Origin of the sequence: Acinetobacter calcoaceticus (assembly GCF_900520355.1) — a bacterium.
GTDB classification, from domain to species: domain Bacteria; phylum Pseudomonadota; class Gammaproteobacteria; order Pseudomonadales; family Moraxellaceae; genus Acinetobacter; species Acinetobacter calcoaceticus_C.
In genome coordinates, this window is the sequence record NZ_LS999521.1 from 2,210,096 (window position 1) to 2,229,830 (window position 19,735).

The window sequence follows — 19,735 nt, forward strand, 5'->3', positions numbered from 1 at the left end:
TAAAGGCAATTGGTCTACTGCCTATTAGGTCAAAGGGATAAAACGTTCTTCTTTTACAATGAATTTAAATTGTGATTAAGAAGAAGTACTCAATATGTTTGGATTTCCTGTAGGTGTTTTTGTTGCCAATGGTCTTGAATGGTACTTTCATAAAGTCTGGTTACATGAATTTCCAAGCAAGTATCGCAATAGTCCACTTTTCACCCATATCGCACATCATAAGCGTGCCCGTTTAAATGGCTTTCATGATGAAGGCTATGCCGAATCTATGCTTAAAAATGCTGAAATTTATAATGAAAAAACAGCCTTAATTGGATTAGCAGGTGCTGCTACCATTTTTTTACCTGTAGCTCCTTTTTTTGCAGCGGGCCTTTATTATGGTATATGGAATTATTGGCGTGTGCATGCTAAGTCTCATTTAGATCCAGAATATGCAAAAAAGCGTATTCCTTGGCATTATGATCACCATATGACAAGTAATCAGAATGCTAATTGGTGCGTTACTAAACCTTGGTTTGACTATATTATGGGAACAAGAGTAACTACCGAAGTATCTCAGACCGAAACTAATCCTTTAGGGATAAAATTACCTAAATGGGTAGAAAAACCTATTAATTCAGCTGCTAGACGTTTACTTGCTAAGTCTTTTGCCAAAATTGATTTAAACTCTCGTCAAGATGAATCTAATTTACGTGAAGGCATAGAAGTTAGTCTGACCTAGTGTATTGATCTAACTAAATTCAAAAGAAGCTGCGGAAAAATGGCAGCTTCTTTAAACAGACGTCTAAGATTTAGCATTTATTAGCCAAGTTTATATTCTAAAAGGCTCGAAACAACTCACCAGGAAATCCATTACTACACGTATTGCAGGGCTATGCCGCAAATCTTCATGGGTTACCAACCAGATTTCAGCACTCATAGGATGATCGTCTTGCAATCTTATCAAGTTACTCAGTGTTCCTAAAAAATCAGGTAAGACAGCTAACCCAGCTTCACCACATGCTGCTCTCCACTGAAGTTCAGGATGGTTTGTGACCATTATAGGTTCTTTATGGCCTAATTTTTCTTTTAATTTCTGCTGTTTTTGGCCATGTACTCCACCTACCTCTACGCTAATCCACTCATAATTTTCAGGTTCTGTTGAAGCCAAATAATTTGAAGCAGCATATATTCCAAAAGGAATTTCACCTACTTTACGAGCAACTAAATTTTCATCCTTAGGACGTCCAAATCGTACAGCAATATCAGCTTCACTATGCTGTAAAGATACATAATGAACATCACCGAGCACACGTAATTTTAATTGTGGATAATGACGATAAAATCTTCCCAGATGAGGCATGATAAGATGCGCCGCCGTTAAAGGAGGCATACTAATAGAAACACTCCCCATTACTTCTTGCTGACCTGCCTGAGTTAAACGTTCAATAGAAAAAGTTTCTTCCATCATACGACCGACGACTTGTGCAAGACGTTCCCCATCTGGGGTAAGTATGTATGTGCGTGGTCTACGATCCACTAATTTAAGTTTTAAGTTTTGTTCTAGCTGCGCAATTCTTCTGGATACAGTTGCATGATCTACGCCCAATTTTCTTGCGGCAGCAGACAGTGACTTCTCTTCAGTAAAAACTGAAAAGTAATGTAAATTTTCCCAATCTATCATTGTGCAAATTTTCACATCAGAAGTGTATTAATACGGAATTGTACACCTTTATATAATTGCCCAGAATAAAACCTTTCTTAAGGGAGCCTGTCGATGAACAGAACGGTGGCTTATGCCTATGCTGGTGTTGTAATAACGATGTTTTTTTGGGGATCAGCATTTAATGCAATGTCTTATATTATTCAACATATGCCTCCGCTATCTGCCGCATCTGAACGGTTTTCAATTGCAAGCCTAGGCTTACTCCTGATCTTTTCAATAACAGGCAAACTAAGATGGGCAGCCTTAAGTCAGAATTTATTTATCTATCTTATTATTGGGGTTGTCGGCATTGCGGGATTCAACATAGGTTGCTTTTATGGTTTACAGACTACATCTGCGGTGAATGGGGCCTTAATTATGGCAACTACACCGTTGATGACCTTATTAATGACAATTGTATTGGACGGTGAAAAACTTACCCCTAGTAAGTTTTTAGGCGTTTTATTCGGCTTAAGTGGCGTATTACTCGTCATTAGTCAAGGACATATAACAACGTTACTTCACCTAAAAATAGATATTGGAGACCTATTTATATTGTTAGGGGCTTTTGGATTTTGCTTAGCTAATGTTTTATCTCGCCGCTATGTAAAAAATGCCACTCCGCTAGAAACAACGACTTTTTCTATGATGTTCGGGGCAATAACACTTGGCGTGTTGAGTATGATATTTGAAGATCCTCTTACAGCCATCACTTCTGCGCCTGTAAATGCCCATTTAGCCATGGGATATGTAATTATCTGCTCTACAATGATTGCTTATTTATTCTGGTTTAATGGCATACAAAAGTTAGGCGCTGGACGTGCTTCCGTCTTTTTTAACTTTGTACCAGTGTTCAGTATGCTGATCGCCCTCCTTACAGGACAGTCTCTCAATATCTGGCAATTGGTAGGTACAGCTTTAGTCATGCTTGGTGTAATAAGTAGCGGAGGTCTTTTAAAAATTAAAGGAACTCCTCTTATAGTTAAACATTGTACAAAATAGGAAATATGCTGCTACATTAAAAATTCTATATTTATCATGTAGCAGTATTTTCAAATATAAAAAACTATTTATTTAATAACTTCTTTAATTTTATAAGTTTTATTTTTAAAATATATTTTTACATTTTTGATTATTTATCACAAAAGCTCATCTTAATTATTCCGTTGTAACAAATAATATATGTTTCTTTAAAACTTAATCAAAGATTGCCATATATAGTTTTAAAACAACCAATGGAGATATTAAAATGAAGCTGGATTTTACAACCATTGAAAAGCAAGCTAAATTGCTACAAGAAGAGCAAGAAAAAATAGAGCAACAAGATCATGACTTTCAAGTTGCTTTAGATAAACACAGAGAATCTTTAAAGAATTTATTTAAAGATCTTTTCTCTGACCATGAAATTAAAACAGAAAATGGAGGTCATTTTTGTGTGAATTTTGGAAATTTTAAAATTTCTTTATTAATTGAAACTGCTAAATTTGAGAACGGTGTTCCTGTAAAATTAAATTCGGTGAACCCTGTTATTGTTAAATTTAAAAAAGACAAGCCAGTTGCAAAAGCACAATTTACCGATGCAACTCAATATTTAGATAATTATTCAGAAACTCCAAACTATCAATATTATTATAAACAAGAAGATAAAACTCAACTCGTCCAATTCTCTGAACTTCCAACTTTTTTTCAAGCTATATTAGACACGAATGTATAAAGTCAGGCCCTCAATAGAGGGCTTTTTTATATATTATTTTTTTATCTTTTAAATCTATTAAAAACAAAATCAATCTAATTAATTTTTTATTTATCTATGAAATATTTAAGCCACTTTTAGGTTCTACAGCCTCAAAAAGTATTTGATTCTTTCCAAAATTACTTGTATATACATGTTTGTATTTGTTTGTACAAATGCGGACTTAATAAAAATAGAGTGGACTCTTAAAGGACAGGGAGAGTGTAATGGACTCATCGGCTGAGAAACCAAATAGTAGTTTTATTGAAAACCGAAGTATTGATTTTATTCCAGAGAATGAAAGACATGGCAGAGTGTTTGCTCAATTCACTCTCTGGTTTGGTGCCAATTTGCAAATCACGGCCATTGTGACGGGTGCACTAGCAGTTGTATTAGGTGGAGATGTTTTTTGGTCGATTATTGGTTTATTTGTGGGACAGTGTTTTGGTGCTGCTGTCATGGCTCTACATGCTGCTCAAGGTCCAAAACTTGGCCTTCCGCAAATGATTTCAAGTCGTGTTCAATTTGGGGTATATGGTGCGTGTATTCCAATCATACTCGTCTGTCTCATGTATATTGGATTTACAGCAACTGGAGAAGTACTCGCAGGTAAAGCAATAGCGCACCTAGCACATGTCAGCAATACAACTGGCATCTTAATTTATGCTTGCTTTATTATCTTATTTGCAACGATTGGATATCGTTTAATTCATGTGGTAGGCAAAGTAGCCAGTATTATTGGCTTGATTGCTTTTGTTATCATTTTGACTCAAATTTTAGCTCTTTCTCATTTCTCAGAACTCTTAGCAGTACGTCATTTCAGTTGGTCTTCATTTTTACTAGCAGTTTCACTTTCTGCTTCTTGGCAAATCTCTTTTGGACCATATGTTGCAGACTACTCTCGTTATCTTCCAACCAAAACATCTTCATCTCGCGTTTTCTGGGCGGTTGGCTTAGGTTCTTTATTAGGTTCACAAATTTCAATGACCTTAGGCGTTTTGATTGCTCAGGTTGCAAACGGGAATTTTGTTGGAAATGAGGTTCAATATGTGGTTGGAATGAACCCTATTGCCCTAGCCGTGACCTTTTTATATTTTAGTATTGCTTTCGGGAAAGTTACTCTGACGACCTTAAATGCCTACGGTAGTTTTATGTGTGTTGCTACGATTTGGAATAGTTTTAAATCGACAAATCAAATTTCAAAAATAACAAGATTATTCATTGTTCTTGCTATGGTGGTCATTTCTACCTTTATAGCAATTATTGGCGAGCACACTTTCTTAAGTGCTTTTAAAGCATTTATTTTGTTTTTACTTACCTTTTTTATTCCATGGAGTGCAATTAATCTGGTTGATTACTACTTTATCTCTAAAGAAGAATGTGATGTAGATGCGCTCTATGATCCAAATGGCAAGTATGGCCGTTGGAATCGAATCGGTATTACTTGCTACTTTTTAGGTATTTTGATTCAACTGCCATTTATTGATAGTAAATTCTATACGGGGCAAATTGCTGCCATGTTAGGAGGAATCGATTTATCATGGCTTGTTGGACTGATCACTACAGCACTGATTTATTATATTTTCGCAAAAAAGGCTCAACTCAAATTTTCTAAACAGTTAGTCATTGACCAAATTAAATAGTAAAACTCAATAAGCTATCAAAGTCGAATACTTTGATAGCTTATTGCAATAATTTGAGGGCTATTCTTGTAGGGCTTTACCCTGTGCTGAAATAGGTAGCCCAAATAATTTATCGAAGCTCCAATTAAAAATAAAAGTGTAGATGGGAATAATGATAATAAAGGCCACGTCTAACCAAAAAGCAGCAATCAGAGAGATATCCATCCACCATGCAATAAGAGGAATTAAAAACAGGACTAAAGTAAGCTGAAAACCAATTGCATGCCCAACTCTACGTTTGACTGTACGGATATTACTGCTTTGCCTTGCCTCCCACTTCTCATATAAAATATTGTAGATAAAATTCCAAGTTACAGCGATGGTCGTAATCATGACAGAAAGTGGTCCTGTATGTTCCACACTATCACCTGCCAAAAAAGCTAACCCTACTGATGAAATAATCATTCCAATCACTTCATAAGAAGAAACATATACGATTCGACGCTTTACACCTTGCATAATCAACAAACTCTGCTTAATTTTTTATATTTTAATTTCAGTTAAAATCATATATAAAGTTAATAGTTTTCAGTTTTGCTGACATCAAAATGAATTTTAACAGTGAAAATATTGAACTCTTTATCACCGTACTCGATGCGGGATCTTTCTCTGCGGCCGCTCGTAAATTAAATCGGGTACCTTCGGCAGTCAGCATGGCCATTGCTAATTTGGAAGCAGAATTGGGGTACACCTTATTTGAACGAACTCCTCGAAAGGTCATTCCAACCTCTACGGCATTAGCTTTAGAGCCTCAAGCTCGCATTATTTCCGAACAGCTTAGGCTATTTAGTACGCATGCCCATGAACTTTCTTTAGGGCTTGAAACTAAATTACGCATTGGCGTTGTTTCAGATGTAAATACCAAATTATTATTTTATTCAATAAAAAAACTAGCCGATAAATTCCCATTACTTAATATAGAAGTTATTACTGCCCCTCAAGATGACATCGTCAATTTACTTTATACGGAAGAAATTAGTCTCTGCTTAGCCGGCTCAGACCTAAATATAAAAATGCGTGAAAATTTGCAATTGGTAATGACGGAAACAGTAGTTGCCACGATTTCGTCTAGTCATAGTCTTCTACAAGAGAAAACAAAGCAGTTTTCTATTGAAGAGTTAATCAATATTAGACAAATTGTAGTAGCGAGTAGTGACCATGAAGTGACAGATTCTCGTTCAATTATTGGTGCAATGTACTGGAAAACGAATAGTTTACAAACAGCAATTAATATGGTTGAAGCAGGACTCGGCTGGGGAAATTTTCCATTATCATTAGTACAAGAAAAAATCGATCAAGGTCAGTTAGTTCTTTTAGATTTTAAAAATACCAAAAATCATTTACCCCTATCCATTTATTTAATTTGGCTTCAAGACCGTCCATTATCTAAAGCGGCTCGAGAACTCATCCAAATGATTCAAGAAAATTTATAACTTTTATATTTTAGTTCTGAGCAAGCATAAGTCTCTCTTTATGGTTTTATTTCTGGTTATATATATTTATTTTAAAAATTTAGAATATTGTTCTGCCCTATTTTCTCAATATTACAAAAAGCAAGAAGCCTACTTAAAAAAGCAGGCTTCTTACTGTATTTCAGGACTAAGCAATAGTTTTTTATTTTGGAATAATACATTTATACTTTATTAAAACCTAGCATTTTAGTCAAGAATAAAATCAATAAAATACAATCATTTGACTTCAGCGTGAAAACAGTCACATTTTAAGTTTTATATAGAAAACATATTAGAAAAAGAAAGAAATTTCAATGAAAAAAATCTCATTTTCTCTACCAAAAAGCACTAATTTTTTAATAAAATGAGATAAATCGCTTAATTTTAAGATGACCTCACTTTCATTCATTATTTTTTTATTTCACCCTTAAAGCTTTACTTATCAACTTTAGATACTTTGCTTCTTAATATTCTATGAGTAATTTAAGATCATATCCTATATTTAAAAGCATGAAAAAAATTATTCACATATTCTGAAACAAAATTAATTTTATAAATATTATTTTTATTCTTAGTTTTAGAATGTTAATTAGGGGCTCTGATTCAAATCAATTAGAAAAAATTTAATTATCTTTAATATATTTATTACAATTTCTATAAATTCACAGAAAAATCCATATTAAAAATAATAAATCATCAATTCTATAAATATAATTTCCTGATTTAATTTTATTCAAAATATTTTTATAGTTATTATTAAAATAATTTTCGATCAAAAATTTATAAATTGTGCACAATACATATATATACAAATCAGCTTGTGCTCTACTACTTTTCATTAAACTGATCTAACTTTATTTTGTCAGCATTATCCAAACAACCTCCCACAACTTGGTTAAATTTCAAACGATATGTATTTTAAAAGCATTAATAATTCGAATCGAAAAGACAATGAGGACTCTATCGCTATAAACTGCTGGCTGGAATAAGTTCTAATTGATCGATAAATAACTTAGTACACTTTACTCGTGAAGTACTCATACGCTAGAATCCATATCGCTTGTAATACTTAACCAAAATAACACAATTTTTTTTGAGTCTGCTATGCACCTACTTTAGAAAATGACTTGTGTTTAATTAAAAAATTGATTAGTATTGCACGCACTGAAAAGCCTTGAGATTAAAAGCTTTTCTTGTATATAGGGCCTATAGCTCAGTTGGTTAGAGCAGCGGACTCATAATCCGTTGGTCCACAGTTCAAGTCTGTGTGGGCCCACCAAATACGAACCTCATAAACCAAAAAGTTTATGGGGTTTTTTAATATGCATTCGAACAGAATATGGCTCACCGTTATAAACAATACTTAAAATTTAATTATCAAATTTTAAAATATATTTTTATTTCCAAATTTTAACTTTTTTAAAATAAATTTTCTTCTTGTGCTGAATATTTCTATTGCATCAATTAGGCTAAGATTTGTTTCCGCATAGTTTCCGAATGCTCTAATTGAGTATCCCAGAACTTTTCCCATAAATCACAATACTCTAAGCATATCTTTTCAATATAGTTATAATCTTCTTCTGTACAAGCTTGCATCAAGACATACCACAAGTCTTCTTCATGATCATCATCCGCGGCTTCGGCACTCTCATCTTCAGAAATACCATGTACATGATAATAACCACCACCCTCCACCTCCAAACCTACGGCTTTAGTTGCTTTACGTAAAGGTGGACTGTAAAGGATGACCTCTTCTTCCGCGACTGCTAATAAGGCTGAAACAGCTTTATAGTCATGATAAGCATTTTCTAAAAACACTCTAACTTGATCTGCAATATCACTTGGTTGATAAGTCAAACGATCTTCTTCTGTAATACCAAAATCATTTAATACATCTTCAAATAAAGGATAATGGGCATATTCTGGGTTTCCCTGATAATAACCATCTTTGTCTAAACCTGGTCGAAACCCAAACTCATCAAAGATATTTAGACTTAAAAGAAAACGTGGAAACATTTTTGCGCCAGCATGCAACCTTGGCTCTAATTGTTTAGTTTGAAATTGGGCCATGAGCAGTGCATCAGTAAAAGTTTGTACAATTGCATGACGATATTCTAAGTGAATTTTTTTTAAATTTTCTTTATTAATTTTTCCGTTATTTAAAATATCAATTGCAGGATGATGTGACACAGCATGTTTAGCAATTTTTGTTCTTAATTGGGTCAAAAAGTCTGAATTTTTTTCCCATAGTTCGGCTGAAATGCTTTGCTTCATCCCTGCGAGAGCTTTCTTTCTAGGATTATTAAAATTCTCAAATTTCTTAGGCATATCTACTCTCATTAAACTTATTGAAGCCTGATCGATTTTTACATATTTTATTATAAAAACAATGACTTAAATTAATATTTAAATATGTTCCCTCATTAATCAATATTAGAATTAAAATCATACGAAATCAAATAGAAATTTAAAAAAAACTTAAGCTAATGATAATCATTATCACAATATAAACTTGTATCCAAGCCCTTTTTTTACTATGATAATTGATATTAAAATTTTAATTTTTTAGATTAAGTTATAATTAGTTCTAACTATATGGAATAGTAATGTCAAAAAAAGAAGATATTATAAATACTGCTTTAAATTTATTTAATCAGATTGGCTACAATGCAACAGGTGTTGATCGTATTATTGCTGAATCTAACGTTGCAAAAATGACATTTTATAAATATTTCCCTTCAAAGGAAAAATTAATTATGGAGTGTTTGCAGCATCGAAATTTAAATATTCAAAATTCAATTAATGAACAACTAAATTTACGTCAAGATGCTAACCCACTTGAGAAAATTCAAATTATCTTTAATTGGTATATTGAATGGATCAATAGTGAAACATTTAATGGATGTTTATTTAAAAAAGCATTTATTGAAGTATCTAAACAATATACTTCAATTCGTGAACCATTTTACGAGTATACGAAGTGGTTAACTCATTTACTGCAAGAACAGCTCACTAAATTAGGTATAGAAAACCCTACTCCACTTACTCACATCATTATTTCTATTATTGATGGGATGATTATTGATGGAACAACAGATAAAACGCTTATTAACCCTGAAAAAATTTGGCAATATATTGAATATTTAATTCATGAAGAGATACCTCAGCAGGTCTCTTAATTTTAAAATTATCTAGGTTTATTAAGTTTAAAAGAAAAATAAAAAAGAACTTTTTAAATCTTCTATAGCTTAGATAAGCTTAATTCTTAATGCGCTACTTTAGCTTTCATAATTTTTCTAGGCTTTTTTACAAACTCATATTAGAATCCTGAAAATTTATCACCTTGCACTGATCTATGAAAAAATTTCTAGGTAACTCTATCTTTAAAGCTGCTGGTTGGACCTATAATGTAGATCCCAAAATTCTTGAAAAAAAACAAGTTATTATTGGCTTTGAACATACCTCAAATCTAGACGCAGTGCTATCTATTGCTCTCTTCCAAATTTTAGATATTAAGATTCATACTTTAATAAAGAAAGAACTTTTTAAAGGTCCCCTTAAGCCAATTTTAGAAAAACTTGGTGGCATTCCCGTTGACCGTAAAGCAAGTAAAGATATTGTTTCTCAAATGGTTGAACAATTTCAAAATCATGAAACATTTAACTTGGTGATTGCTCCGGAAGCTACTCGTGCGAAAGATGGTTCTGAACGTAAAGCTATCCGTACAGGTTTTTGGCATATTGCTAAAGCAGCTAATGTTCCTATTGTACTTATGTATGCCAACGCACGAAGCAAACAAGGCGGAATTCTAGGCAAAATTTACCCAACAGACTTACAAAAAGATTTGGAAACCATTAAAGAGCTATATGCGCAATTTGACATAGACGTCAAAATTAACTAAATCAAATTAGACTTGATTCAGCCTAATCTCACTCATTAGGCCTTAAGCTTATTATTCTTATTCAATTGGCTAACAAAACGCAGGACAACAGTTTTCAACAAAACTAAGCCTATGCTAATATTCCAGCACTTTTGCATTTTCTTTTTTGGAGTTCACGTCCATGGCGGGTCATTCTAAATGGGCCAATATTAAGCATCGTAAAGCGAAACAAGATGCAAGTCGCGGTAAAGTTTTTACTAAATATATTCGTGAAATTGTGACTGCTGCCAGACTTGGTGGTGGAGATGCTGCTAGCAACCCTCGTCTGCGTGCAGTAGTTGAAAAAGCTCTTTCAGTTAATATGACACGTGACACCATCAACCGTGCAATCCAACGTGGTGCCGGTGGTGAAGATAATGATGATTTAAAAGAAGTAACTTACGAAGGTTATGGTGTTGGCGGTGTTGCTGTTCTTGTTGAAACAATGACAGACAACTTAAACCGTACAGTACCAGATGTACGTCACTGTTTTAGTAAAACAAATGGTAACTTAGGTACAGCAGGTTCTGTCGCTTATCTATTTACTAAACGTGGTGAAATTACTTTTGAAGATGTTTCTTTAGAAGACAAAATCATGGAAGTTGCTTTAGAAGCTGGCGCTGAAGATATTGAAATTTCTGAAGATGAAATTTTGGTCATTACGTCGCCAGAAACTTTTGGTGAAGTTCAAGATGCTCTTACTGCTGCTGGTTTGAAATCTGACAACGCAGAAGTAGTCATGAGCCCATCAACAAAAGCCGAAATTACTGATGTCGACCAAGCAAAACAAATTCTTAAAATGATTGATATGTTTGAAGATCTCGATGATGTGCAAAACGTTTATACCAACGTTGAATTCACAGATGAGGTTTTGGCTCAACTTGATGCCTAAATCAAACATTTGAATTAAAAAAAGCGCACCATTAGGTGCGTTTTTTATAGTTTATTTAATAAGTTATAGCAGTTAAAAACATTATATTTTTTAATAACAAAGCTGGAATGCAACGCAACCACATTGTCAATTTTTCCAATACGTCTTAATAAAATTTCACTGTAATCATCCATGTTACGTGCTACAAGTTCCAAAATAAAATCGGCACTTTGCCCTGTCACTAGAAATGCATTGGTCACTTCAGGAATTGCTTCTATTTCGGAAAGGAACTTATCAAATGTTTCAGTGTCATGCTTACTCAATGAAACTTGCAATAAGATGTGCAAGGTAAAGCCGAGTTTACTAAAATTAATTTCCCTTTTGAGCTGTCCCATAACGTTGGCTTCAATCAGGTGCTTAATCCGGCGATGCACAGAACTGACTGACAGATTGATCCGTTCTGAAAGTTCATTCAAATTTAAGTCTTCATGAGACAAAATTTCTAGAATTTGTTTATCAAAACGATCCAACTCCATTGTTATCTCCAGCCAGCATTTTACAGTGAGGACAGTATACCCTATACAACTCCTCTGCATTTAAAATAGGAAGATTTAAAAATAGCTAAAACGTTTATTTCTTTTATATATTTTATTGCAGCTATGCATTTTAACCGTGCAAATAGCGAAGCATATGAGTCATTTTAGAGAGAACATTTCATGTTCTCATTTAATTTTTTCAATATAAAGTCTTATTCCCACTACTATTCGGACGTAGACCGATGATAATCATAGAAATTTGATTATTTTTCTAAATTCTTAAAGTTGGCATTATTATTGTTATGTATTTGCAGGAAAATTTTTATCCATGTCGGGGAATTCCTGTGAATAAGATCAAAACATTAGTATTGGCAATGAGTACTTTAGGCGTAACTAGCATAACAATGCCTTTGCATGCCGCCACAGATGCTGAAGTTAATGCATTACGTAATGAAGTAAATGATTTAAAACAACTGGTCCAGAAACTATCTGATCAACAAAAAGCAGCTTTGTCAGTCAGTGCTCCACCAGCACCTCCTGCAACACCAGCTACGTCTACCTCTCCTCTATCAAAACCGGGTTGGATGGCAATGGCAGATGGGCAAACCCAAGTTAAGCTTTATGGGAATGTCCGTGTAGATGCAACCTATGACTTTAAAGGATCAAATGGTAGCATTTCAAATGGCGCCAACTACCCTTTAAATAAAGATGACCCAAGACAAGATTCTTTAAATGTATCTGCGGCAACCTCACGAATTGGCTTAGATATTACTCGACCTACTCAATACGGAGATTTAACGGGTAAAATTGAAGCCGATTTCATGGGTGGAAATGGAGATAATGGCAATGGAACCTTCCGTGTTCGCCATGCCTATATGTCTTTAGGTAAATGGTTAGCAGGTCAAACCACTTCACCTTTTGTAAATACAGATACATCGCCAGAAACTCTAGATTTCACTGGAGCTGTTGGTACAGGCACTACGCGTACAGTACAAGTTCGTTACACTCAGCCAATTAATGCACAACAGAAAATATTAGTTGCTTTAGAAGGTGGTGATGTTGAAAAAGTGAGTAATGCTGCTGGTGGAAGTCGCTTCCCTGCTCTCACAACCCGATATGATTTCAAAACTGGAGATAATAAAGGCCTATTACAATTACATGGTCTTGCACATGAAAACCGAGTAGCACCGAAAGATGGCACTTCTGAAGAAAAATTTGGTTGGGGTGTAGGCGTTGGCGGTAAATATGATTTAACTCCTCAAGATAGCTTGGTGGCTAATTATTATCATGTTAAAGGAGATGGCCGTTATTTATCTTATAGTAATTCTGCTTATGCCTATGACACAACAACACAGGATATTAATTTAGGTGAATTTGATAGTGCCGTGATTGGATATCAACGAAAATGGAGTCCTATTCTTCGTTCTACTTTTGCAATAGGCGGTATCCAATATAAAGATGATAGCGTTTACGCAAATAGCAATTTAACCAGTACCAGTTATAACAAAGAAATTTATAATGCCTTAGTCAATTTAATCTGGAATCCAGTTAAAAATATTGATTTAGGTGCAGAATATACTTATGGTCAGCGAGAAACTTTCGCAGGCGATAAGGGTGATTACTCGCGTGTCAATTTATTAGCAAAATATAATTTCTAAAAATTCGATGTAATAAAAAAGAGCCTTTAAAAGGCTCTTTTTTATTAACACTATTAGTGCATGGCTTGAATTTTTTCTAAGAAAAGTTTAGCGCGCTCGTGACGAGCATCTAAATTATCAAAAAACTCATGCGTTGGGCAATCTTCTAAAATCTTACCTTCATCCATAAAAATTAAACGGTTAGATACTCTTTTAGCGAAGCCCATTTCATGTGTAACACACATCATGGTCATACCTTCATGTGCAAGCTGCACCATTACTTCGAGTACTTCACCGACCATTTCTGGGTCAAGTGCAGAAGTTGGTTCATCAAACAACATACAGATTGGGTCCATGGACAAGCCACGTGCAATCGCTACACGTTGCTGCTGTCCACCAGACAATTGCCCCGGAAACTTATCTTTATGTGCAAGCAAACCTACACGCTCTAGATATTTCAGACCTTTTGCACGAGCATCGGCAACTGAACGCTTTAACACTTTAACTTGAGCAATTGTTAAATTTTCCAAAACGGTCATGTGTGGAAAAAGTTCAAAGTGTTGAAAGACCATTCCCACTCGTGAACGGAATTTAGCAAGATCCGTTTTTGGATCCTTCAGAGAAACGCCATCAACAATAATATCGCCTTGTTGAAATGGTTCTAACGCATTTACTGTTTTAATGAGTGTTGATTTTCCTGAACCAGACGGCCCGCAAACAACAACGACATCACCTTTTTCAATACTCGTCGTGCAATCTGTTAAAACCTGAAAATCACCATACCATTTAGAGATATGTTGGATGTCTATCATTGGCATTTAAAATCTCCAATTAGCGAATGATGGCAATTTTTTGCTGTAAGCGTTTGACTAATTGCGACAGCACAAACGAGCTACAGAAGTACACTACAGCGACGATTAAATAGAATGTTGCTTTCGTTTCAGGACCATAAGTATTAGCCAATGTATCTGCACGACCTAAAAAGTCTGGGGCACTAATTACATAAACTAATGAGATATCCTGAAATAAAATAATTGTTTGAGTTAATAATACTGGGAGCATGTTACGAAAAGCTTGAGGTAAAACCACGTAGCGCATTGATTGACCATAGGTAAAACCTAACGCGTAACCTGCATTTACCTGACCTCTTGAAATAGACTGAATGCCTGAACGTACAATTTCCGAGAAAAATGCAGCCTCAAAAATAGCAAAAGTCACAACACTCGAAAACAATGGTCCCCAATATGTATCAGATTGAAACTCAAATATTTTCGGCAACAAAAAGTAGAAAATAAAGATGACCTGAATCAATGGAATACCACGAAACAGATCGACATAAAATTTTGCGAAATTACTTGCGATGGCATTGCTAGACAAACGCATCATTGCCAATGGGGTTCCGATCAGGATACCACCCATCATCGCCAATACAGTCACAGTAAGGGTAAAAACGAAACCTTCTTTGAGTGCCGCGATCACATCAGGATTCTGTAATAAAGAAAAATCCATAATTACTTCCCTCCCGAACCTAAGCCAGGTACAGCCATTCGTTTCTCAATCCATGCCATGATAAATTTAATGCTATAAGTAATAATTAAATAAACAGGTGTAGAGAGAATAAGAATAATGATGTCCTGAGAAGTTTCTTCCCGCATAGTTTTTGTATAAGCGAAGAAGTTCAAGACACTCAGAGCATATAAAACAGCCGAGTTTTTGAAAACGTTCATTGCTTCAGAAGTAATCGTTGGCCACACAGTACGATATGCAACAGGTAAAATGACATAACGATAGCTTTGTGCAGTGGTAAAGCCTACTGCGGAAGCAGCAAATTTTTGTCCTGTTGAAACGGTATTAATTCCGGCACGTATATGTTCAGATACACGTGCAGCAGTGTAGAGACCTAATGCAAAAACACCAATAACAGCGGGTTGCTGATTCAGAATGTTTTTCCACCATCCACCTGCAACTACATCCCCACTACCAGCGCTTAAGCTATCTGGTAAAAATTCCGGAAAAACAAAAGCCCAGAAAAATAGCTGCACAATAAGCGGAATATTACGGAAGATTTCAACGTAACAATTGCCAATAAATGCGAGAGGTTTGTTGGGTAACGTACGAATTACCCCAAGGAGAGAACCTAATAAAAATGCGATAAGAAAGGCTATAACCGCTGTCCAAACCATAGTAAAGACGCCTGAGCCTAACATTTGTAACCATGTGGGCGCTTCTGAATAAGCATTGTAGCTTGTGCTACCAATCGCTTTACAGACTGATTCTGCCCATGCGGCTTTATCGACACCATATTCATTAGACTCCGCACAGAATATAGTCCAGTTTAGTGAGCCGACTGACATGTTTGCCCCTTAATGAATATCTTTAGAAAAATAGACCACTTGTGCAAGTAAGCTTTAACTTGCACAAGTAAATTTAGGACAAAAAGACCTTATTAGATCCCTGCATCTGTTGGACGAGCTTTTAATTTTTTATAAGATGAACTTTGTGGCATGTTCAAATTTGTATTTTTTGGTGGAATTGGTGACAAGAACCACTTTTTATATAAAGCGTCCATTTGTCCGGTTTTCCATAAATTATTTACAGTGCGGTCAGCGATAGCTTTAAATTTCGGATCATCTTTAGCAACCATAATTCCGTATGGTTCTGATGAAAGTACTGGACCAACAATTGCAAAAGATTTAGGGGTTGAAGACTTGGCAACTAAGCCCGCTAAAATATTATCATCCATTACAAATGCAGCCGCACGACCTGATGCCATCATGGCAAAAGAATCTGCATGATCTTTACCATAGATATTTTGAACATTGATCGCTTGACCTTTTTCATTCATCTTAATGTATTTATCAGATGTTGTACCTTGAGTTGTAACAACGGCCTTACCGTTTAAATCTCCCAAACCTTTAATGCCAGAAGTCGCTTTAACTGCCATACGTACTTCAGTTGCATAGTAGTTCGTTGAAAAGCCAACTTGTTGCTGACGTTGTTTAGAGTTAGTAGTTGTACCGCACTCCATATCAATATTACCTGCTAAAAGTTCAGGAATACGTGTTGATGAAGTTACTGCCTTGTATTCAACTTTTAGCCCAGGCATTTTCAATTCTTTTTTAATGTCATTTGCAAACTGGTTACAGATATCGACTGCATAACCTACTGGTTTACCTGCAACAACATATGAAATTGGGTCAGAGGATTCTCGGTGGCCAATTACGATTTTTCCGGTACTTTTAATTTTAGCTAATGTATCTGCTGCCTGAATTTGAGAAGTAGCACCAACCGTACAAAGCATGAATGTTGAAACAATGAGAGAGGTTGCAGAACGTTTCATAAGAACTCCTTGATGATCATTCTCTCTATTTATCTATAGAATCATTCATATAGAGCAATAGAGTGATTTATTATTAAATTGCAATTATCGCGCCAACTTTTCCAAGTAGGACACATCCATTTGCTTCACTTATTTTATTCAGTCTGTTTTACAGAGTTAATACCTTTAAAACTGCTAACATGTTTCTACTTTAATCTATGTTTTAATCTTCTGTCTATTATTAAGCTCATCTATTTACACTTAAATGTGGCAATTATTGATTACAATGTAAACACATGCACAATAAAGTGGCTTAACTTCAGCTAAAAACTGTTTTTAGAAAAATTTTATTTTATGAAGAACCATAAAAATTAATTTTATTAAAGATTTAGCAATACAATAAATTCACTTTGTAAAAAGCAACTTAAACATCAAAATAATATATACAAATGGTTTAATAAAAATCATTTAGTAAATTGATAGTAATATTTAGTTAAATGAGTGAACTTAGAAATATTACAAAAATGCCCCGAGAAAATCAGGGCATTTTATAAAGTTTAAATTCCTCGCCAATCTACGCGAGCATTTCTTTCAGTTTGATATATTCTTAAAACATATTGCCCTAGAGGTAAATCAAGTAAATATTTTTGATAATTACCCCATTCTGTAGAAACTTCTTCTGCCTCTTCTCGCTCCCACGGCGTACCTTTTACCTCTAAAAGTGGTGCAAGCATTGAACAGACAGAAATATCGGCAAGACTTAATCGATCTCCGACCATATAGCGTGCTTGATTTTCTATTAGATATTGGTTTAGTTCATTTATAAGTTCGTCCATACGCTCTTTGGACTGGCTCACTAACTCCTCTTCAAGCTTATAGTTCTTCTTAACTAAAGTCTTAAGGAAAGGTTTTGATATTTTTTCAAATTGCCGTAAATAACCTTGTTCACCCATCATAATTTCTAAAGCATGGTCCCCTTGGGCTAAATTATGTGCTAATGCCCAACGGCGCACATGTATACCTAGCTCATCAGCCAAACTATCAATTTTAAGGGTTTGTTGTCTAAGTTGCTCATCACGGCGTAAAAGCACGTGTTCTGGGTAGGTATCATCCAGATAAAGTGCAATTTTGGTTGATTCAGCGATCCATTGATGATCATCTTTCAAAATTGGCAGTAAATTTTGTCCCGTTTTGAGTTGTGCGAAAGCACGATGAAACCCAGGAATCAAGTTATGAGCCACATAATCAAGTTCTTTATGGTCTAACAACCAGCGAGCTTTTTCACAATAATGGGACAAAGGAAACTGATACAAAACCCGCATAAAATCTCCACGTTTATTTTTATTTGACTATTTGTACAAAAATGGTCGATGGTAAGTAGATACTTTAAAAGCTATTTTTATTTAAAACAATGGATATTGTGCTCATTTTTGCTGACAGTTAAGTCTATTGTTTTTATATCTTTTTTTACCGTACTTATTGCTCTTTTTCATATTAAAATTAATTTTATTATTAATTTTTTGCATAAAAACAATAACTAATTGATTTAAAATATTTTTTAATATATTTATTTCTTCATTAAAAATCAAAAAAAATGCTTTGCACTTTATTTCATAAGCTGAGCATAAGTCCTCGTTTAGTGGAAAAATATTTCTTTTGTAAGGTAGTGACAGCAATACAAGGTGTCATTATGTCTAATTCTCTATCTAAAACGACGGCATACGTCCAAGTCATTCAAAATGATCAACAAGCCATTAATGCCGCTTATCAAGTGGCGGATTATGCTTTAGAGGGTCGGAATACACGTGATCAACAACGCTTATTACCTCATGAGCAAATCGAAAGCTTTAGCCAAAAAGGCTTAGGCGGAATCCGAATTGCAAAAAAATATGGCGGAGCTTTTGTTTCAAATAAAACCTTGGCACAAGTTTTCCGTATTTTAAGTAAAGGCGATGCGAATGTTGGTCAGATTCCACAAAATCAGATTAGCCTTTTAAACCTGATCGAAATTATGGGTACAGAACAACAAAAACAATTTATCTTTTCAGAAATATTAGCAGGAAAACGTCTTGCTAACGGTGGCCCAGAACGTAATACACATGACTCAAAAACTTTAGAAACCACACTTAAAATTGAAAATGGCAAATATATTTTAAATGGCGAAAAATTTTATTCGACTGGAACAAGTTTTGCTCACTGGCTTGCAATTAAGGCTGTTCATCCTGAAGGCCATGTCGTTTTAGTGATTGTGAATCGAGATACTCAAGGCATTGAAGTTATTAATGACTGGAATGGCTTTGGCCAACGTACAACTGCGAGCGGTACAGTTAAATTAAATGATGTTGAAGTTAATCCTGAACTTATTTTTGATGAACGCTTATTAACACAAGCCCCAACCTATCGCGGTGCTTACTCACAATTATTACAGGTTGCCATTGATGTAGGCATTGCAGAAGCCGCTTTTGAAGATACTTTATCAACCATTCATAAAGCACGCCCGATTATTGATGCAAAAGTTGAAAAAGCCAGTTTTGAACATTACACCCTGCAAGAGGTGGGTAAGTTAAATATTCTGCTCGATGCTGCAATTTTATTGCTTGACGAAGCTGCTGAATATTTAGATGAACTTGACCAACTTCAAAATGTGACTGATGAACAAACAGCAAAAGCATCTATTTTAGTTGCTGAAGCGAAAGTCTATGCCAATGATGCTGCTCTACAAATCTCTGAAAAATTACTGGAACTTGGGGGAAGTCGCTCAAGTTTAAGCCAGCACAATTTAGATCAACATTGGCGAAATGCCCGTGTGCATACGTTACACGACCCTGTTCGCTGGAAATTACATGCCATTGGCAATTATTACCTGAATGGTCATTTCCCTGCCCGACACGCGTGGATTTAAGG

At 34.9% G+C, this 19,735-nt stretch carries 19 protein-coding genes and 1 tRNA gene; 11 read left to right on the plus strand and 9 right to left on the minus strand.

The window, feature by feature from the left end:
- The first annotated feature begins 94 nt into the window (after positions 1 to 94).
- Complete coding sequence (locus AC2117_RS10580; protein WP_133973934.1) at positions 95 to 721, plus strand: sterol desaturase family protein; 627 nt, start codon at positions 95 to 97, stop codon at positions 719 to 721.
- Between the two features lie 90 nt (positions 722 to 811).
- Here AC2117_RS10580 and AC2117_RS10585 read toward each other — a convergent pair whose 3' ends face one another.
- A complete protein-coding gene (locus AC2117_RS10585; protein ID WP_133973936.1) occupies positions 812 to 1,663 on the minus strand; it encodes a LysR family transcriptional regulator in 852 nt (283 codons plus the stop codon).
- Positions 1,664 to 1,756: 93 nt separating this feature from the next.
- On the opposite strand from AC2117_RS10585, the gene AC2117_RS10590 reads away from it, so the two are divergent.
- From AC2117_RS10590 to AC2117_RS10600, 3 genes are all read left to right on the plus strand, one after another.
- A complete protein-coding gene (locus tag AC2117_RS10590) occupies positions 1,757 to 2,686 on the plus strand; it encodes a DMT family transporter (RefSeq protein ID WP_202742293.1) in 930 nt (309 codons plus the stop codon).
- Positions 2,687 to 2,933: 247 nt separating this feature from the next.
- Positions 2,934 to 3,398 carry a hypothetical protein gene (locus AC2117_RS10595; protein WP_133973938.1) on the plus strand — a complete coding sequence of 155 codons (465 nt, stop codon included), beginning with the start codon at positions 2,934 to 2,936 and terminating at the stop codon, positions 3,396 to 3,398.
- A 245-nt stretch (positions 3,399 to 3,643) separates the two neighbouring features.
- Positions 3,644 to 5,059, plus strand: coding sequence for a purine-cytosine permease family protein (locus AC2117_RS10600; RefSeq protein WP_133973940.1), 1,416 nt, complete (start codon positions 3,644 to 3,646; stop codon positions 5,057 to 5,059).
- A 60-nt stretch (positions 5,060 to 5,119) separates the two neighbouring features.
- Here AC2117_RS10600 and AC2117_RS10605 read toward each other — a convergent pair whose 3' ends face one another.
- Positions 5,120 to 5,557, minus strand: coding sequence for a PACE efflux transporter (locus AC2117_RS10605; RefSeq protein WP_133973942.1), 438 nt, complete (start codon positions 5,555 to 5,557; stop codon positions 5,120 to 5,122).
- An 89-nt stretch (positions 5,558 to 5,646) separates the two neighbouring features.
- On the opposite strand from AC2117_RS10605, the gene AC2117_RS10610 reads away from it, so the two are divergent.
- A complete protein-coding gene (locus AC2117_RS10610; RefSeq protein ID WP_133973944.1) occupies positions 5,647 to 6,531 on the plus strand; it encodes a LysR family transcriptional regulator in 885 nt (294 codons plus the stop codon).
- 1,220 nt (positions 6,532 to 7,751) lie between these two features.
- A tRNA-Ile gene (locus AC2117_RS10615) sits at positions 7,752 to 7,828 on the plus strand.
- A 185-nt stretch (positions 7,829 to 8,013) separates the two neighbouring features.
- On the opposite strand, the gene AC2117_RS10620 is transcribed toward AC2117_RS10615, so the two are convergent.
- Positions 8,014 to 8,877: an iron-containing redox enzyme family protein gene (locus tag AC2117_RS10620; RefSeq protein WP_197730903.1), complete on the minus strand. Its 864-nt coding sequence runs from the start codon at positions 8,875 to 8,877 to the stop codon at positions 8,014 to 8,016.
- Between the two features lie 278 nt (positions 8,878 to 9,155).
- Here AC2117_RS10620 and AC2117_RS10625 point away from each other — a divergent pair, with 278 nt between their 5' ends.
- From AC2117_RS10625 to AC2117_RS10635, 3 genes are all read left to right on the plus strand, one after another.
- The gene (locus tag AC2117_RS10625) at positions 9,156 to 9,728 is read left to right on the plus strand and encodes a TetR/AcrR family transcriptional regulator (RefSeq protein WP_133973948.1); all 573 of its coding nucleotides are present in this window, start codon (positions 9,156 to 9,158) and stop codon (positions 9,726 to 9,728) included.
- Between the two features lie 176 nt (positions 9,729 to 9,904).
- Entirely contained in the window at positions 9,905 to 10,450 is a 546-nt protein-coding gene (locus tag AC2117_RS10630; RefSeq protein WP_042896580.1) for a 1-acyl-sn-glycerol-3-phosphate acyltransferase, read from the plus strand.
- Between the two features lie 160 nt (positions 10,451 to 10,610).
- Positions 10,611 to 11,360 carry a YebC/PmpR family DNA-binding transcriptional regulator gene (locus AC2117_RS10635; RefSeq protein WP_003651352.1) on the plus strand — a complete coding sequence of 250 codons (750 nt, stop codon included), beginning with the start codon at positions 10,611 to 10,613 and terminating at the stop codon, positions 11,358 to 11,360.
- A gap of 44 nt (positions 11,361 to 11,404) precedes the next feature.
- Here AC2117_RS10635 and AC2117_RS10640 read toward each other — a convergent pair whose 3' ends face one another.
- The gene (locus AC2117_RS10640; RefSeq protein WP_004642558.1) at positions 11,405 to 11,875 is read right to left on the minus strand and encodes an Lrp/AsnC family transcriptional regulator; all 471 of its coding nucleotides are present in this window, start codon (positions 11,873 to 11,875) and stop codon (positions 11,405 to 11,407) included.
- 344 nt (positions 11,876 to 12,219) lie between these two features.
- Here AC2117_RS10640 and AC2117_RS10645 point away from each other — a divergent pair, with 344 nt between their 5' ends.
- Positions 12,220 to 13,533 (plus strand): DcaP family trimeric outer membrane transporter, encoded by a 1,314-nt coding sequence (locus tag AC2117_RS10645; protein ID WP_197730904.1) that lies wholly within the window; start codon positions 12,220 to 12,222, stop codon positions 13,531 to 13,533.
- Positions 13,534 to 13,586: 53 nt separating this feature from the next.
- On the opposite strand, the gene AC2117_RS10650 is transcribed toward AC2117_RS10645, so the two are convergent.
- The 5 genes from AC2117_RS10650 to AC2117_RS10670 form a co-directional block, all read right to left on the minus strand.
- Positions 13,587 to 14,330 carry an amino acid ABC transporter ATP-binding protein gene (locus AC2117_RS10650; protein ID WP_042896581.1) on the minus strand — a complete coding sequence of 248 codons (744 nt, stop codon included), beginning with the start codon at positions 14,328 to 14,330 and terminating at the stop codon, positions 13,587 to 13,589.
- Positions 14,331 to 14,343: 13 nt separating this feature from the next.
- Positions 14,344 to 15,021: an amino acid ABC transporter permease gene (locus tag AC2117_RS10655; protein ID WP_133973950.1), complete on the minus strand. Its 678-nt coding sequence runs from the start codon at positions 15,019 to 15,021 to the stop codon at positions 14,344 to 14,346.
- 2 nt (positions 15,022 to 15,023) lie between these two features.
- Complete coding sequence (locus AC2117_RS10660) at positions 15,024 to 15,866, minus strand: amino acid ABC transporter permease (RefSeq protein ID WP_133973952.1); 843 nt, start codon at positions 15,864 to 15,866, stop codon at positions 15,024 to 15,026.
- 92 nt (positions 15,867 to 15,958) lie between these two features.
- Positions 15,959 to 16,852: an amino acid ABC transporter substrate-binding protein gene (locus AC2117_RS10665; protein ID WP_133973954.1), complete on the minus strand. Its 894-nt coding sequence runs from the start codon at positions 16,850 to 16,852 to the stop codon at positions 15,959 to 15,961.
- 536 nt (positions 16,853 to 17,388) lie between these two features.
- Positions 17,389 to 18,153 carry a glutathione S-transferase family protein gene (locus AC2117_RS10670; protein WP_042896583.1) on the minus strand — a complete coding sequence of 255 codons (765 nt, stop codon included), beginning with the start codon at positions 18,151 to 18,153 and terminating at the stop codon, positions 17,389 to 17,391.
- A gap of 344 nt (positions 18,154 to 18,497) precedes the next feature.
- Between AC2117_RS10670 and AC2117_RS10675 the strand changes: the two genes are divergently transcribed.
- Positions 18,498 to 19,733: an SfnB family sulfur acquisition oxidoreductase gene (locus AC2117_RS10675; protein ID WP_133973956.1), complete on the plus strand. Its 1,236-nt coding sequence runs from the start codon at positions 18,498 to 18,500 to the stop codon at positions 19,731 to 19,733.
- Positions 19,734 to 19,735: the final 2 nt, after the last annotated feature.

What these genes read in the sequence shown, in the direction of transcription:
- AC2117_RS10580 (WP_133973934.1), top strand. Translation starts at nt 95, where the DNA reads ATGTTTGGATTTCCTGTAGGTGTTTTTGTTGCCAATGGTCTTGAATGG.
- AC2117_RS10585 (WP_133973936.1), bottom strand. Translation starts at nt 1,663, where the DNA reads ATGATAGATTGGGAAAATTTACATTACTTTTCAGTTTTTACTGAAGAG.
- AC2117_RS10590 (WP_202742293.1), top strand. Translation starts at nt 1,757, where the DNA reads ATGAACAGAACGGTGGCTTATGCCTATGCTGGTGTTGTAATAACGATG.
- AC2117_RS10595 (WP_133973938.1), top strand. Translation starts at nt 2,934, where the DNA reads ATGAAGCTGGATTTTACAACCATTGAAAAGCAAGCTAAATTGCTACAA.
- AC2117_RS10600 (WP_133973940.1), top strand. Translation starts at nt 3,644, where the DNA reads ATGGACTCATCGGCTGAGAAACCAAATAGTAGTTTTATTGAAAACCGA.
- AC2117_RS10605 (WP_133973942.1), bottom strand. Translation starts at nt 5,557, where the DNA reads ATGCAAGGTGTAAAGCGTCGAATCGTATATGTTTCTTCTTATGAAGTG.
- AC2117_RS10610 (WP_133973944.1), top strand. Translation starts at nt 5,647, where the DNA reads ATGAATTTTAACAGTGAAAATATTGAACTCTTTATCACCGTACTCGAT.
- AC2117_RS10620 (WP_197730903.1), bottom strand. Translation starts at nt 8,877, where the DNA reads ATGCCTAAGAAATTTGAGAATTTTAATAATCCTAGAAAGAAAGCTCTC.
- AC2117_RS10625 (WP_133973948.1), top strand. Translation starts at nt 9,156, where the DNA reads ATGTCAAAAAAAGAAGATATTATAAATACTGCTTTAAATTTATTTAAT.
- AC2117_RS10630 (WP_042896580.1), top strand. Translation starts at nt 9,905, where the DNA reads ATGAAAAAATTTCTAGGTAACTCTATCTTTAAAGCTGCTGGTTGGACC.
- AC2117_RS10635 (WP_003651352.1), top strand. Translation starts at nt 10,611, where the DNA reads ATGGCGGGTCATTCTAAATGGGCCAATATTAAGCATCGTAAAGCGAAA.
- AC2117_RS10640 (WP_004642558.1), bottom strand. Translation starts at nt 11,875, where the DNA reads ATGGAGTTGGATCGTTTTGATAAACAAATTCTAGAAATTTTGTCTCAT.
- AC2117_RS10650 (WP_042896581.1), bottom strand. Translation starts at nt 14,330, where the DNA reads ATGCCAATGATAGACATCCAACATATCTCTAAATGGTATGGTGATTTT.
- AC2117_RS10655 (WP_133973950.1), bottom strand. Translation starts at nt 15,021, where the DNA reads ATGGATTTTTCTTTATTACAGAATCCTGATGTGATCGCGGCACTCAAA.
- AC2117_RS10660 (WP_133973952.1), bottom strand. Translation starts at nt 15,866, where the DNA reads ATGTCAGTCGGCTCACTAAACTGGACTATATTCTGTGCGGAGTCTAAT.
- AC2117_RS10665 (WP_133973954.1), bottom strand. Translation starts at nt 16,852, where the DNA reads ATGAAACGTTCTGCAACCTCTCTCATTGTTTCAACATTCATGCTTTGT.
- AC2117_RS10670 (WP_042896583.1), bottom strand. Translation starts at nt 18,153, where the DNA reads ATGCGGGTTTTGTATCAGTTTCCTTTGTCCCATTATTGTGAAAAAGCT.